General features: G+C 52.8%; 16 protein-coding genes. 10 read left to right on the plus strand and 6 right to left on the minus strand.

What is annotated here, in order from left to right; all coding sequences use genetic code 11:
* Positions 1 to 394: 394 nt before the first annotated feature.
* Positions 395 to 1,342 carry a DMT family transporter gene (locus GOW40_RS21860; RefSeq protein ID WP_254444554.1) on the minus strand — a complete coding sequence of 316 codons (948 nt, stop codon included), beginning with the start codon at positions 1,340 to 1,342 and terminating at the stop codon, positions 395 to 397.
* 410 nt (positions 1,343 to 1,752) lie between these two features.
* Entirely contained in the window at positions 1,753 to 2,694 is a 942-nt protein-coding gene (locus GOW40_RS21865; protein WP_254444555.1) for a LysR family transcriptional regulator, read from the minus strand.
* A gap of 100 nt (positions 2,695 to 2,794) precedes the next feature.
* Here GOW40_RS21865 and GOW40_RS21870 point away from each other — a divergent pair, with 100 nt between their 5' ends.
* From GOW40_RS21870 to GOW40_RS21880, 3 genes are all read left to right on the plus strand, one after another.
* A complete protein-coding gene (locus GOW40_RS21870) occupies positions 2,795 to 3,019 on the plus strand; it encodes a DUF1127 domain-containing protein (protein ID WP_170539321.1) in 225 nt (74 codons plus the stop codon).
* Positions 3,009 to 3,236 (plus strand): DUF1127 domain-containing protein, encoded by a 228-nt coding sequence (locus tag GOW40_RS21875; RefSeq protein WP_171133924.1) that lies wholly within the window; start codon positions 3,009 to 3,011, stop codon positions 3,234 to 3,236. The genes GOW40_RS21870 and GOW40_RS21875 overlap by 11 nt, the downstream gene beginning before the upstream one ends.
* A gap of 181 nt (positions 3,237 to 3,417) precedes the next feature.
* Positions 3,418 to 3,969, plus strand: a complete 552-nt coding sequence (locus tag GOW40_RS21880; protein WP_171133923.1) for a GNAT family N-acetyltransferase — start codon at positions 3,418 to 3,420, stop codon at positions 3,967 to 3,969.
* A gap of 340 nt (positions 3,970 to 4,309) precedes the next feature.
* Here GOW40_RS21880 and GOW40_RS21885 read toward each other — a convergent pair whose 3' ends face one another.
* The gene (locus GOW40_RS21885; RefSeq protein ID WP_171133922.1) at positions 4,310 to 4,981 is read right to left on the minus strand and encodes a glutathione S-transferase family protein; all 672 of its coding nucleotides are present in this window, start codon (positions 4,979 to 4,981) and stop codon (positions 4,310 to 4,312) included.
* A gap of 131 nt (positions 4,982 to 5,112) precedes the next feature.
* Between GOW40_RS21885 and GOW40_RS21890 the strand changes: the two genes are divergently transcribed.
* From GOW40_RS21890 to GOW40_RS21920, 7 genes are all read left to right on the plus strand, one after another.
* A complete protein-coding gene (locus GOW40_RS21890) occupies positions 5,113 to 6,069 on the plus strand; it encodes a LysR substrate-binding domain-containing protein (RefSeq protein ID WP_171133921.1) in 957 nt (318 codons plus the stop codon).
* A 304-nt stretch (positions 6,070 to 6,373) separates the two neighbouring features.
* Positions 6,374 to 7,507 (plus strand): ABC transporter ATP-binding protein, encoded by a 1,134-nt coding sequence (locus GOW40_RS21895; RefSeq protein WP_371731882.1) that lies wholly within the window; start codon positions 6,374 to 6,376, stop codon positions 7,505 to 7,507.
* A 127-nt stretch (positions 7,508 to 7,634) separates the two neighbouring features.
* The gene (locus tag GOW40_RS21900) at positions 7,635 to 8,624 is read left to right on the plus strand and encodes an ABC transporter substrate-binding protein (protein ID WP_245223352.1); all 990 of its coding nucleotides are present in this window, start codon (positions 7,635 to 7,637) and stop codon (positions 8,622 to 8,624) included.
* 60 nt (positions 8,625 to 8,684) lie between these two features.
* Positions 8,685 to 9,938 (plus strand): ABC transporter permease, encoded by a 1,254-nt coding sequence (locus tag GOW40_RS21905; RefSeq protein ID WP_254430518.1) that lies wholly within the window; start codon positions 8,685 to 8,687, stop codon positions 9,936 to 9,938.
* Positions 9,939 to 9,942: 4 nt separating this feature from the next.
* Positions 9,943 to 10,794: an ABC transporter permease gene (locus tag GOW40_RS21910; RefSeq protein ID WP_171103639.1), complete on the plus strand. Its 852-nt coding sequence runs from the start codon at positions 9,943 to 9,945 to the stop codon at positions 10,792 to 10,794.
* A gap of 422 nt (positions 10,795 to 11,216) precedes the next feature.
* On the plus strand, positions 11,217 to 11,414 hold the full coding sequence (locus GOW40_RS21915; RefSeq protein ID WP_171133920.1) for a hypothetical protein: 198 nt from the start codon (positions 11,217 to 11,219) through the stop codon (positions 11,412 to 11,414).
* A gap of 165 nt (positions 11,415 to 11,579) precedes the next feature.
* Positions 11,580 to 12,431, plus strand: a complete 852-nt coding sequence (locus tag GOW40_RS21920) for a Hint domain-containing protein (protein WP_171133919.1) — start codon at positions 11,580 to 11,582, stop codon at positions 12,429 to 12,431.
* 301 nt (positions 12,432 to 12,732) lie between these two features.
* On the opposite strand, the gene GOW40_RS22500 is transcribed toward GOW40_RS21920, so the two are convergent.
* The 3 genes from GOW40_RS22500 to GOW40_RS21935 all read right to left on the minus strand — a co-directional run bounded on the left by GOW40_RS22500 (position 12,733) and on the right by GOW40_RS21935 (position 14,709).
* Positions 12,733 to 13,146 (minus strand): L,D-transpeptidase, encoded by a 414-nt coding sequence (locus GOW40_RS22500; RefSeq protein WP_171133918.1) that lies wholly within the window; start codon positions 13,144 to 13,146, stop codon positions 12,733 to 12,735.
* A gap of 479 nt (positions 13,147 to 13,625) precedes the next feature.
* Positions 13,626 to 14,261, minus strand: a complete 636-nt coding sequence (locus GOW40_RS21930; protein WP_171133917.1) for a hypothetical protein — start codon at positions 14,259 to 14,261, stop codon at positions 13,626 to 13,628.
* Between the two features lie 31 nt (positions 14,262 to 14,292).
* On the minus strand, positions 14,293 to 14,709 hold the full coding sequence (locus GOW40_RS21935; RefSeq protein ID WP_371731883.1) for a MarR family transcriptional regulator: 417 nt from the start codon (positions 14,707 to 14,709) through the stop codon (positions 14,293 to 14,295).
* Positions 14,710 to 14,956: the final 247 nt, after the last annotated feature.

A 14,956-nucleotide genomic window follows, 5' to 3' on the forward strand; every position in this document is an offset into this window, starting at 1 on the left:
TTCTCACCCGCAGAGAAGTTCCAAGAGTGTGTTGCGGCGATCAGTTGAATCGGCACCGCAATGCAGACGTTAAATGACTTTGGCTATCCGAAGTCGCTTGATCACCTCGCAATTTGGGCCTTAGAGAACTCGTCAGAGCTGGAAAAAAATTAGACATATCGGTCACGATGAAACTAAAAAGACTTGGAAAAAAATAGAGAGAAAGGTCAGATTCCTCTTTTGATTTTGTGCCAGTCTTTTTCGTGTATTTGACATTCTTTAGTGTATGAGTTGTGCAGAAACCTGACAACGACCCGGTAAGCGCGAGCTAAACGGCTTGGCTGCCACTAATGGACCGCAGAATATCGTTGGGTGGAGGTGCTGTGTCTGTAAAGGGCTTTGAGCCCGTGTGGTCTTATATTGGAGGAGCTGCGCGCTCTGTAACCAACTGTCTGGCCACAACCCTTTCGCGATGTATCATGTACAGCCCCGCACTGATGATGATCGCAATACCAAAAAGGCTGAGAGCGTTAGGGAAGTCGCTGAAGACAAGGTAACCGAACAGGGTCGCTACCGGCAGCTCAAAGTATTGAAGAGGAGCCAGTGTGGCAGAAGGGGCAAAGGAAAGCGCATAGGTCATCATCATGTGGCTCACGGTCGCAAAAAAACCAGCCCCGAAAAGCCAGAGTAACGCGATTTCTGTCGGCCAAACGGGATCGAACAGCTCAGAGCCAGAACCTTGCGCAACTATTAAGGTTGGAACACAAAACAAACTGGCAATTAGGCCAGTGTGGAATTGAAGCGCCACGGGGTGCATCCGTCGCGACAATCCCCGCGTCACAAGAATGTAGAAAGCGAAAGCGACCGCCGTACCAAGCGGAATTAGTGCAACCGCACCGAAGGCCGCGAAACTAGGTTGGATGACGAACAAGACACCAACAAACCCCACAAGAGCCGCCCCGACACGTCGAGGGCCGACATCTTCACCAAGATAAAACTTGCCGACCAACAAGACAATAAACGGGGCTACAAACACAATTGCCAACGCATCGGCAAGCGGCATTACTCGGATTGCTGCAATGAAGCAAAAGGTGGCGAACAGTAAAAGTAAAGAACGGAATACAAGTACCAACAATTCACCGCGCGCCACACGCAGTGATAGTCCCATTATCCAGACAAACGGTGACATCAGCACGCACTGCACTACAAAGCGAGCAGCTGTTATCTGCCCAACTGGCGCGCTGGCCGATGCGAGTTTTGCAGCAACATCCAGCAAAGGAGCAGTTAGGCAAAACCCAAGCATCAGCGCTACGCCAACAAGGACGCGATCCGTAGATTGAGGTATGGAATCAGCGGAGGTCATCCCACTATTTAGAAATGTCGCCGAACGCGTGTCTGTTCTCAATACGACGCCAGGTAAAAGCCCCGAGATTCGCGGGGTCAGGTTGGATTCGAGTTTACGTCCAACGCGACCTACAGGTTCGACGAGCCGCGCGGTAGCATCAGATGCCATTAATTCAAATTCGGCTTTGGGCAGTATACATCACTTGACGGAATTCAACCGATGACAGCTTGTCCGCGTAGCAGTCGTTCACGCCGAGTGCAGCGAACGACCGCTGGGAGCCCAGAGCGACCGATGCTGCACAACCCACCAATGTACGCTATTAGATTGAGGTGTCCGGTCAGTTCTCTTGCAACTTCGGCGCTCTTTTGACCATTCCCGGCAATTGAGGCCAGATTAGTTCGAGGACCACCGAATGCTTCAAACGCATATTATCCAGTCATTCGGTAGGCGTCGGAATTGTTAAATCGCCGCACCAGATAATCGACAAACGCCCGCGTTTTCGGAGCGAGATTGCGCCTGTCGGCAAACACCACGACGATATCTGTGCTGGGCGGCGCGTACTCTGGCATGACATGGACGAGTTCGCCGGTCTCAAACTTTCGATTTGCCATGTAGCAGGGCAGTCGCGCGATCCCGATCCCCGCAAGCGCGGCCCGAAAGACAACATCAGTGCTGTTGCCCTCAAAGTTCCCCGTTGCTTCAAACCTGTCGACGGTCATCGGTTCAATACTGTTCCAGGCGTTCCTTTGGCTTTTGCCCGCAACCCTAAGGCAGTTGTGATCAGCCAGTTCGGCAAAATTTGTTGGTACGCCAAACCGCTCAAGGTACGTTGGCGAGGCACAGAGCACCCTGCGGCTCTGCATGATGCGCCTTACAACCATATCGGGATGCTTGCGTTGCTCAGCAAAGCAAATGGCCGCGTCGAACCCTTCAGCTGGAAGATCGATTTCCCTATCCGTCAGGTCCAACGAAACCTGAACCTCCGGGTTCTCTTCCATGAACTCAGGCAGCACGGGGATCAGTTGGGACTTTCCAAACGCAACTGTGGACGCGATTCTGAGTTCTCCGCGCGGTACACCGTCCAGATTTTGGATCATCGCTTCCGCCTCTTTGAACTTTTCAGCCATGGCTTTGCATTTTTCGTAGAACTCTTGGCCCTCTTGCGTCGGCGATACACCGGTGCGTGTCCGATTGAGCAGGCGGTAATGCACCTGATCCTCAAGAAGCCCAATCTGTTTGCTGACGGCCGAGGGTGTCTGCCCCATCGATCTCGCAGCAGCAGAAATACTGCCGCGCTCGACGACCGTCGCAAAGATCAGCATTTGTGCAGAAATATCCATGTCATGACCTTTGCTGTTCCAATCTGGCATGGGGGCTTTGCCAAGTCGCCAAATTGTGAGCGCTACCAAATACGCGTACTTCTGCAGTGCAGCATAAATACTGCGATGCAGCAAGATACGAGGCACTATCATGGCAATCACACGATCAAACAGTGGGCTGGATGTCGTTTTCGATGCTGGCCGCACGTTCTTTCATCAGAAACTGGATCACTTTCGCAAGGCACAGGCCAAGCGGCGGGTCTATCGCGCAACCTTTCACGAACTCTCGGTCCTGTCCGACCGTGAGCTCAGGGATCTGGGCATTCCGCGCAGCAATATCAAAAGACTGGCGATGGAGGCGGCCTATGGCCTTTAACACCCATACAGCTGGACCTGAACGCGGTCACGTCGTCGGTACATCAATCGCGTTGTTGGTGTGGGTTGGAACCAAAGCGAAGGCGGCCTTGAAGGCTCTTCAAATGGCTCGAATGCTCTCCACGCTTTCGAATCTGAGCGACCACCAGCTCGCTCAGATCGGTATCTCGCGATCCGAAATCCCGGCATATGCCGAGAAACTGATGGCTGACGAATAAGGGCGTGCCTTCAAGTCAGAAGCATACACGAAACGTGCTGGTTCTCGCTCCTCCCAGAGTAAGCCAGCATGGGCGGCGGCGAACGCATCAACAGGGAGCGCCAACGCAAAAAGGGCCAGCATCTTCACCTCCTCCCGAAGGTGCTGGCCCGAACCAACCTGCCAAGCAGGAGCCCCGAAGAATGTGCGATAAGAGAACCCCGCAGGACCTGGTGGTCCGTCGACTCCGTTCCGCCGACCAAGATGATATTTGTGAACATTTTCTTCGGCTGGATGTTCAGACGCGGCGGGCAAGGTTTTGCGGCGGCGCGAGCGATGAGTCGGTCCTGCGATACGCACGAAACCTTCTTCGGTACGACAGTATCGCGTGTGGCGCATTTGTCTCTGGGCAGCTGAGGGGCATTGTAGAGCTGCGCGGCCTCTTTCATTCCTGGCCATCAAGGACCGAAGCCGCGTTCTCTGTCGAGGCTGAGTGGCAAAGAATCGGGATTGGCGATGCCCTCTTTGAACAGATGCTCGCAATGGCGCGGAACAGGGGTGTTATGACGATTGAAATGATGTGTTTGAAGGAAAACAGCCACATGCGCCATCTCGCAGAGAAACATAATGCGCGGCTCTTGGTTGACGTAGAGACCGTTGAAGCAGTGCTGCACCCCAGTTGGCCGACTCCGTTTTCCATTGCGAAAGAGATCATCGCGGAAACCAGGGGATACTCGTATCTGCACTTTGGGTAAGCGCTTTTAAGCCGTTCGGACCGAAAGCAGCCATTAACCAGATTTGGTTGAACGGCAGAAAAGTCCGCAAAGTAGACGTTCGCCGCGATTGAGTGAACGACCGCTTCGAGCCCAATCAAGTCGTTGTTGCGAAACGCAGTATTTGTTGAAAAGGCGCGAAGCGCCGGTTTTTTGGCACTCATATCCTGTTGGGTAAATTGGCTCCGCAGATTGTGCGAAACGCTGCACGAAAGATCGAAGAACGCCGAACCCGCCCCGTGCAGATAATCTGCTTCAAGCCCAAGTAGTTTAGCATCAAAACGCTGAAAGTAGGGACCGCATTGCTCCACCTGTGCAGAAGCTAGTCCAGAGTGCAGATTTTGGCTGACCGCTTGAATATTCGGGTCTGTGGAAGTGCATGTGTCTGCATTGCGGCCTTGTAGGAGCGGCTTTCATTCACAGACTCACACAGCGCGCTGAGCTTGGGTCGTGAGCCAAAGAGAGACTGTTTGTTGGCGTGCCACTCGGTCAGCATTGTGACGTAAAAATCCAGTGCGGTCAGACCGCGCGTCATGAAGTACGGATCGCCCGCAATTGTATCTTCCATCACATCGAAAAAGGCGTCGTAATCAACAGCTGCTTTTGCGCCGACCTCCTCGATCGCTTTGCTGCTCTCCGCATAGCGCTCAGGGTGCCCGAGGCGCGCTGCCGTCATGTAGCCTGAGGTCGTCATGACATTCAGCCAAAACAGAATTTCTCCACGATTATCATCGCCGGGCACTGGAGTGATCCCGGATTTAGGGTACATCTCGCCTAATAGCGTCACAATCGCGGCAGTCTCTCCAATCGTTTTGCCATCTGCGTAGCCGAGCGCTGGTATCCGGCCGGTTGGGTTTAGACGCAGGAAATCTGGGGTCCGATGTGCGTCTGCGCCCATGTCCACGTAGATCAGTCGATATTCTGCACCGATTTCTTCAAGGACTGACTGCACCACAATCGAGCCTGCCAGATATTCCCAATAGAGCGTGAACATACCCCGTCTTCCCCATGTTTCTGTTTTTCATGGCGACATCCTGTGCGCCAATGCTCAGTATGGGTGGGTTCGATTACTTTGCACGCGTGATTTCATTTGGCCCCACTAAAGGAAATCTTTAGGGTGTCGACATGCATCTTTCTCATTTGAACGCGTTGCGCGCGCTGGAGGCTACATTGCGACATGGGAGCTTTTCACTGGCCGCCAACGAACTTGGAATTACTCCGGCTGCAGTTGGGCAAAGGGTTCGGTCTCTAGAACTTTACCTCGGAAAAAGTCTGTTCATTCGCTCCAGCTCGGGCATCGAGCCAACTGAGGATGCATTGCGGATTCGGGAATTGTTGGAAGGCGGCTTTGCAAGGCTTGCCGAGGCATTTGAGCAACTGAAGCCGAACGACGCGGCTGGCCGTCTACGCATTACCCTGCCGGAGTCCTTTTCGGAAAATTTGCTATCGCCGATGCTTGTGGAGTTCCACCTGCAATACCCGGATGCGGACTTATACTTGGACCCATCCAATCGCGATATTGACTTGGTGAGAGAGGACTATGATCTTGCGATCAGATACGGACCCACCCGTGACACTGTATTGGAAGAACGCGTGCTTTTCGGCGATTTTGTTGCCCCGGTATGCTCGCCCGCTTTTGCAGACCAGCAAGGGCTGGGTCCGGATGTGCGATCGCTAAAGGGTGTACCGCTCATCCACGTCACCAATCGCACCAAGGACCCGGGATGGCTTGACTTCCAAGCATGGGGCGATGCCTTTGGGTTTGACCGCGATCATCTAAAACACGGTGTACGCATCTCGAAAACAGGTTCAGGGCTTCAAGCGGCGGCAGCGGGTCAGGGGCTGGCGCTTTGCGGGATTGTAGAAGCATTTCACGCGTTGAAAGCAGGATCGCTCATTCTGCCATTCGGACCGTCAAGGATATGCCAGACAAAGTACGCCTATCGTCTCCTATGGGCGCGATCCCGAGCGAAATCTAATCTGCGGGCGTTATTCGTCGAATGGATCACAGACAGATCAGACCGTTTCGTCAGTGAGTTAGACGCATACCTCGCTTCCCAAGGCTCAAGAGCGTCCGGGTAGTGGCCGCATTGTCCGCGACCCGGTCATTGCGGGAAGCGGAATGCTGCGAGATGCACGAATGTCTGGTTTGGTGAAGCTGCATTGGGGCGCTCGATGATGCGACCAAGGTCCGCCTTGGGCCGCCCTCAACGAAGCCTGGCGGTGCAAGTTTTGAGATGGCGCGCTTGCTCCAAGATCGGCATAGAGCCCAACGCGGACCTTTTTTGCCCAAGAGCCTCATTTTATAGATATAAAACGATAAGTTGCAGTTTGCCGGAATACACGATTTACTTGCTGTCAGCCCCCATAGCGGCGGCAAACATGAATGGTCAACGTAATGGCGAAAAACATGGATGCCCACAAACAACAAGCTGGGAAATCACAACCGTTTCTCGTATTTGATAACGTGAAAAAAACTTACGACCAGAAGAACTTGGTCGTAAAGGGATTCGATATGCAAGTCGAAGAAGGAGAGTTCATCACTCTTCTTGGTCCCTCAGGCTCCGGCAAAACAACTGTTCTGATGATGCTAGCAGGCTTTGAGAGCGTTACCTCAGGCGACATCGCAATAAAGGGGCAGTCGATCAATCGTATTGCACCCTATCGTCGAAATATCGGGATGGTGTTTCAAAACTACGCGCTGTTTCCGCATATGACAGTGGCGGAGAACTTAGCCTACCCGCTTTCGGTTCGGAAAGTGGCAAAGGCTGAAATAGATTCCAGAGTGGTTGCCTCGCTTAAGCTCGTAGAGTTGGACGGGTTTGGCGGACGTTATCCCGGCCAGCTCTCTGGTGGTCAAAGACAACGCGTGGCCTTGGCAAGATCGATGATTTTTGAGCCGACGCTTATCCTTATGGATGAGCCGCTGGGTGCGTTGGACAAGAAGCTGCGCGAACAAATGCAGTATGAGATCTCGCGCCTGCACGAGCAATTGGGTGTTACGGTCATATACGTGACGCATGATCAATCCGAGGCGCTGTCGATGTCCAACCGGATCGCTGTTTTTAACGACGGCGTTGTACAGCAATGCGCCCCGCCCGCGGAACTCTACGAGCGGCCCTCAAATGCGTTCGTGGCCGAGTTCATTGGCGAGAATAATTTTATCGATGGCCACGTTCAGTCGATCTCAGGCGATCAGGCCAAAGTCGTTACGCCGGGCGGCGAAACCGTGGTTGCTATGGCTGGCCAGGGGTTGACCGAGAATTCCGGTTGTCGTGTGTCGGTACGACCCGAGAAGCTGTTCATACACCCGACATCGCATGATCACGACAACGAGGTGACCGCGGCGTTCATAACGCGCATCTATGTGGGCGATTTCATCCGTTATTATTTCAGGCTGGCAAACGGTTCAGAGATTATTGTCAAAGTCCTGAACGATTTGTCCGCCCCTGAGTTTTCAGAAGGCCAGGACGGGCGTCTGATGTGGCTGACTTCGGATTGCATTGCGTTCCCTGTATGAGGTTGCGCGAAGTAATGAAAGGGAAAGCGGGACCCAAAGCTTCTCGCGACAACAGGAGGTGAATGTGATTAGAAATTCTGGATTGCTTACATGTGCTGCTGCACTGGCAATGGTCTCATCGGGAGCCATGGCACAAGATCTGACCGTGACGTCGTTTGGTGGCGCTTACGGGGCGGCACAACAGAAACACATGATCGACCCATATATGGCCGACAGCGGCGTCAACGTTTTGTTTGAAGACTACGGCGGCGGCGTCGCCGAAATGAAAGCGCAAAGCGAATCCGGCAACATCCAATGGGATGTTGTTGATATCGAGGTGATCGACCTCGAGCGTGCTTGCTCGGAAGGGTATTTGGAAGTCATCGATCATTCGATTTTGCCACCGGGCGACGACGGCACACCCGCTGCCGAGGACTTTATTCCCGAGGCATTGCACGAATGTGGCGTCGGGAACATCGTTTGGACCATTATTTTCGCATACAACAACGATGCGTACTCCGACGGCCCTACAACGATCGAAGACTTCTTCAATACGGAAGCGTTCCCCGGCAAGCGCGGTCTGCGCAAACGTCCACAGGTAAACATGGAATGGGCCCTTCTGGCCGATGGCGTGGCACCAGACGAGGTCTATGACGTTCTATCCACCGATGAAGGTCAGGCGCGAGCCTTCGCGAAGCTCGACACAATCAAAGACGATATCGTTTGGTATGATAGCTGGTCACAAGCACCTGTTCTTCTGAACGACGGTGGTGCCCAGATGGTGCAGTCCGCCAATGGTCGTATCTTCGCCGCCATCAAGGAAGAAAACGCCCCCTTCACAATGGTTTGGGATAGCCATGTCTATGACCTTGATGTTTGGTCGGTCATGAAAGGCACTGATAAGCTCGATACTGCGCTCGAGTTCGTCAAATTCGCAACTCAAACCGTGCCTCTGTCAGGTATGCAAGACGTGGCTTACGGCCCAACGCGCAAGTCTGCTCAGGCGCTTTTGCCGGATGACGTCAAGCAGGATCTGCCGACAGCACATCTTGACGAAGGTGTCAAAGCAGACGGCATCTTCTGGGCCGACTACGGTGAGTCACTAGGGGAAAAGTTCAACGAGTGGCTGCTTCAATAATCTAAGAGCACCAACCTGCGCCGTTCAATCGGCGCAGGTTCATCGACCGGAGACGAACAATTGCCCGAAGCCACCAGCGTCACCCCAGATGGGTTGAGCCGCGAAGATGCCCGTAACGCCGCGCGTGAATACCGGTCACGGCGTTGGAGAGCTTTTCTGTTCGTTGTGCCCCTTCTGGCATTTATTGGTTTCTCATTTGTCGCACCTATTGCCTCGATGCTGTACCGGGGTGTCTATAATCCGACTGTTGCCAGCCTCGTACCCGAGACGCTCGAAAAACTGCCAAGCTGGCAAGGCGAGGAACGTCCAAGCGATGAGATTCTTAGCACCTTCGCCCTTGATCTAAAGAGGCTCGCCAACGATCGCACTTCGGGTCAACTGGCGGAAGAAGTGAATCGTGCCCTTCCCGGGTCCTCCAGCGTCATCAAATCCTCCGCTCGCAAGCTGCGTCGTGTTGATGACAGCGAGCTAGCCAATAATGGCGCCGCGATCCTGATCGATGCTAACGCCAAATGGGCAGAACCAGAGATCTGGCAAGCACTAAAAAAGACCGGTCAGGTCTATACCGCCGGATACTACCTGACTGCGCTCGACCTCGAGAACGACCCTGACGGCGGCATCCAACGCCGCGAGACGCAGATTTACGTCAAACTCTATGGCAAGACGCTTCGGATGGCGCTGATCATAACGATTTTGACTGTTATCCTTGGTTACCCGCTAGCCTATTTCATGGCCAACAGCTCCAGCGGAACGGCGAACCTCCTGATGGTGTTTGTCCTGTTGCCTTTCTGGACCTCGCTTCTTGTGCGAACCACCGCATGGATCGCACTGTTACAAACAAACGGAGTGGTTAATTCCACTCTGCTTGCCCTGGGTCTGACCGATGCGCCGCTTGAGATGTTGTATACGCAATTCTCGACCATCATTGCGATGACGCATATCCTGTTGCCCTTCATGATCCTGCCGCTTTATTCGGTCATGCGTGGCATTGATCCCAGTTACATGCGCGCGGCAATGTCGATGGGCAGCCCACCGATCCCGGCCTTCCTTCGCATTTACCTTCCGATGAGCTTGCCGGGCCTGTCAGCGGGCGCGTTGTTGGTTTTCATAATTTCAGTGGGCTACTACATCACTCCGGCATTGGTTGGGGGCACCGATGGCCAGATGATCTCGAACATCATCGCCTTTCACATGCAGCAATCCAACAACTGGGAGCTTGCAGCCGCCCTTGGCTCGCTTCTGTTGTTCTTAATCCTTGCGCTCTACTGGCTCTATGACCGGTTCGTGGGCGCGGGCAACATCAAACTGGGTTAGAGCGATGCGGAAGTTCCCAGAGTATTTTACCTTTTGGCACATAGCTGGACATTATAGTCTGCGTTTCTCAGCTTACCTTGTACTCGTTTTTCTGATGTTGCCAATTTTAGTTATTGTGCCCCTGTCTTTCAATGCAGAACCATTCTTTACGTTCACTGAAGGTATGCTTTCGCTAGACCCGGATGCCTTTTCCCTGCGCTGGTACCAGGCCATCGCACAGGATCAGAAATGGACGCTTGCCATCTGGAATAGTTTTGTCGTGGGCATCGCCGCTGCGATCTTAGCAACAGGATTGGGAACTCTTGCGGCGGTTGGTCTCGCGTCGCCTTGGATGCCATTTAAGCGCTTGATCACTGCGCTTCTTCTCTCGCCCATGATCGTGCCATTAATCATCATCGCTGCCGGCATGTTCTTTTTCTATACAAGCTTTAATTTGGTCAGCACCTACCCTGGCCTAATAATTGCTCATGCAGCCCTTGGCGTACCGTTCGTTATCATCACTGTCACCGCAACACTGACTGGCTTTGATCGTTCACTATTCAGCGCTGGCCTTAGTCTAGGAGCTTCGCCAACTAAAGTGTTTTTCGATGTGGTAATTCCGATCATCCGGCCCGGTGTCATCTCTGGAGGACTGTTTGCTTTCGTAACTTCATTTGATGAAGTAGTCTTGGTGTTGTTTTTGGCGGGTCCAGAACAAAGAACAATCCCTCGCCAGATGTTTTCAGGGCTACGCGAGCAGATAAATCCAACGATCCTCGCGGTAGCAACGCTTTTGGTGCTTCTATCCATAGCTCTCTTAGCAACACTTGAATTGCTGCGACGTAGATCCGAGCGTCTTAGAGGTACTTCTGACTAACTGCACCGGATTTAAGAAACTGGATTACTTCAGCCACGAAGAATGTTGACGATTCATCATCATCAAAAGAGTGAGCTTTTCTTAACCCAAAATTGATGCGCTAAAAATTGGTGATTTGTCCTCCGAGCCGGCGCTCGAAGGGCGATTGAACACTGATGTGCGGTTAGCAGACACAAATGGCGCGTTTGTCCGCATGCCGGTCGTTCAGCAGATTTCTGCGAACGTCCGCTATCGTTCAAATTCAGACTTTCTCCATCATCATTGAAGTGATAGCGAGCGACACTTGGAAAAAGGGCGACTCGGTTTGAACGCTCCCTAGTTGACAGGGAAGACAGTGAAAAAATCTCGCGCTCGCAACACAACATGAGTGCGAACTTTTTATGTTTCTGCTTGAAGCAACAAGAGATCAAGTCTGCATCAGCATGACCGACGACTATCACGGGAAAATGCTGCGTTCGATCGACGCCGGTGTTAGCGGCCTTACAGGTTCAGCGCCAAAGGCAGACATGCGAATGTTCTGGGTCGGCTATGCGGTGCTGGTTGACGAGCAAAAGCGCCTTGTTGAAGAAACGGCAAAAGCGTCGCGGGATGCGATGCCGAAGGCCGATGCGGCAAGTTAATTTTCGGCCAACCCTGTCCTTACAGAGCCGCCCCTTGAGTCGGGCGGTTTCTTTGTGCTGGGGCCGGCTCTGAGCCCAAGGCAGGCTATCGGCTCTTCTCGCAAATAGAAAAAAGTGAATATAATGCGTTCAGGCCATTAACGGAGTACAAAGGGGTACCTAGTGGTGTTTGACATACTGGCGCATCGTGTCAATGAGACAGGACAAGGTGATTTGGTTGTTCAAAACACCACAACGCCAGCGATAATCAGCGGGACAACAATATCTTTTGACGGCGGGCAAAGTTTTCAATCTTACACATACTTAGGTCAGGGCAACTATAGGGGCACCGGAGAGTCAGGTGAATTCATCAGAGTCGGTGGACAAGTTTACGCTTATGACACCTTGAACCCTACTGGCCCTATGAGGACAGGCAATTGGCAGATTACGGAGAGCGACCTCGATCCCGACAATCCGCCATGCTTCGTTAACGGAACGCTAATACAAACACCGCAAGGAGAAGTTCCCGTTGAAGATTTGAAAGAAGGGGACTCAGTTACGACCACATCTGGCTTCAACATGCCCATACTCTGGATCGGCAGTCGCCAAATCAGGCCTTCTATGCTTCTTCGTAACCCTTCACTGCAACCTGTAAAAATAGAAAGAAGAGTTCTCGGGAACGTCCGACCGCTACTTATTTCCCAACAGCACAGACTGTTGATTGCGGGATACAAGTCGGAATTACTTTTTGGTGAACCGGAAGTTTTGATCCCCGCGAAGGCGCTTATTGGGCTCCCGGGTGTTGGTTTGCAAAATTCCGGTTCGACATTCACTTACTACCATTTTTTGCTTGAAGGACACCAAGTGGTATACGCAAACGGTGTTCCTTCAGAAAGCCTGTTCCTCGGGGACCAGCTTGGTCGCAGCGTGTCTCGTGAGATTGAACTGCTGTTTCCCGACATTTTAGTTCAACTCAGAAGAGTCAAAGTAGCAAGACCTGTGGTTTCACGTCGAGAAGCTCAGGTCTTACTTTATTAATCAAGACATTCGCGAGCAGGTTTTCCAATGAACTGGCTCAGTGTTTGTCATAACATTGCTACGCTGGGTCGAACGTCTGTTTCTGTCCGCAGAGCAGTCGTTCAATGAATCTGGCTGAGCGACCGCTTTGAGCCCAAAGCAGCCTTCAGACCAACCGTCGCCAACGCCTGCTATACTACTCTGCATTGTCGAAGGTCATCCGAAAAACCTCAACTGGTTCGCGGATGCGTTTGCACAATGGCGCTAAGGGCTGCGGACTGCTCCTTAATCGTGCCTCGGGTTCGCCGGCTACTTCGGCAGATCACTTGTCATCGGGAAGTTTGGGTTTGCCTTTACTGATAATAACTGGTGTCCGCATGGTAGCCCATCCGAACAATTTGCGTGCGTTGCTGGAGCTTAGTCGTATGCACCCGTGTGACCCAAATGGGTCGGCCTTGTCCAATCCGATTTGCTTTATGAGCGCTCGCACTTCCGACATGATGTCGACCGCTACGGCTTCATGAATTGCTTGTCCTCGGTAAAAGAACATGGCAAAATTCATCTGCACATCATATTTCTTACTTCGGTAGATTTTGTGCTTCCGAACTATCGTATGCTCACCGACCTTCGTGCGATGACTACTGTCCCCCGAAACACATCGAAACTCGAATACTCGTTTTCGACCGTCGAAAGCATATAGGCGTTGTTTTCCTAGGCTTACAAATATCTTCTTCATATTGACGATAATAAGGCCTATTCCTCAAATGGATCAACAATATCGCACGCTGGCTTCAGCCGAGTCGCCCGAGCTTACCCAATATACGATACAGCGGGTCAATCAGGCTGTCGCCTGTGCAGAGTATTCCTGCCAAGATGTCCGTGACCAGAAACTGCAGCGCTGCGCAGCTACTCGAACGATTGTTTTGTGTTGGTGGCCAATCAGATTCCAATCAACGGGTCAATTTCTGCAGTTCCCTGTTGGTGCGGATAAGGTCATTGATCGTCTTGTGCATCTCCTCGGTTTCTCTCGACCGTTCCCCATGCTTCCAAGACGGATGGCTTGGCCCAGAAACGTGCCCACCTCTAGCCCCGTGCATGCGACAAACGCTCCAACCTTGAATGGCGGGTGCCCCACACCGCCTGCCAGTGGACTTTGCCGTTGCTGTGCACCTGGGCGCATCAAAGAGTCTCTTCGTAGGGTCCATGAGGTTGTCGTCACTTTTTGCCATCCGACCGCCCCCCGTTTTGAACATTGCCGACGATTGCCTGACCGCCTTCTTTGACCTCGACGCGTTCGACACGGACGGTTTGATCTGCCTTGGATCTATATCGTTTCAAGGTTTCAACCTGGCTCGTGAAGGTCCGAGCAAGTTTATTGAGCGCTCGTTCCGCCGAATCTTGCTGTTGCAAGGTTTCGACGTGATTGAGCCTGCGTGCCATCATCATCGTCGCCTGATGGATCGCGCCCATTTGTATTGCCAACATAGCTTCGATCTCGTCCTGTGGCTTAACCCCAGCTACAACGGACATCACAAAGTTGGATGCGGTTTCAGAGACAGAGCTTCCTTGCTTTCCAAGGACTGCAACTTGATCCATAACGCCTTCGAAGAACCGATAATCGACAGTTCCCAATTCGTGCATCGCCAAAGCGCAGGCCGACGTAGGGTTTTTTTCCTTGTGACCAACAGTCAGGCTTCTCGTTTCTTCATCGAAGTCCAACTTGATGTCCGGAGCTCGGACGTGCGATCTCTTTCGTTCTTTCAAATCTGCAATCGCGTTGATCTCCACCTCTGTGAGCTCGGAGCCCTTTGTCTGCAGATCTTTGCCAGTGTCTTTCTCTTTCTTGCTCATGTCCGCCTCGCGTAAAAGGGAGTGGTTAGTATTAGTGTTCCGTTTCAGAACCGACGGACCGGCGAGAAACCGATCTGACGGGTTCCGATTTGGAACCATGGGAGGTCTTTGGGTTCTCAAACGGAACCACAGAGGATGCTGACGGGTCCGTCTCAGAACCGCGTTTTGTTTTTTTCGGCCGCCAGAGCCGCCAGTCATTGGTTGCCGACTTATTGCCGGATCGGGTCTGCGTCGCCTTGGTCGTCAACCGCCACTCGTGAGCCCGGCGATGGTACCAATCACCTTCCTGCTCGAGGACAAGGAAGCCTTTGTCCTGCAGATCCTCGAAAGCGCGTTGAACGGTGGCCTTGCCCAATCCCAGGATCTCTGCCGCCTCGTTCATCGACAGAAACACCTTACCATTGTTGCCCCCGTTGAAGCGGGTGTGAAGCTCCAGCCAGAGCTTCACTGCAGGTCCGGACAGTGCCCTCCACGCCGGGGATTTGATCAATGCGTAGGGCAGAGGAACATATTGACCTTCATCTGACCGTTTACCCTTCGGAGATCGACGCTTACTCATCCCGACACCTCTGCTGGAAATGCTCGGGCAAGGCATCCAGTTCTGGTATGTCGCAGCCGATATACACCCGGACGAGCCGGGTTAGGCCGGATTTGGACACACAGTAGCCGAGCGTGTCCCACGCCGCTCTCCCGGC

It is taken from the genome of Ruegeria sp. HKCCA6707 (genome assembly GCF_013033515.1).
In the GTDB taxonomy this organism is placed as follows: Bacteria; Pseudomonadota; Alphaproteobacteria; order Rhodobacterales; family Rhodobacteraceae; genus Ruegeria.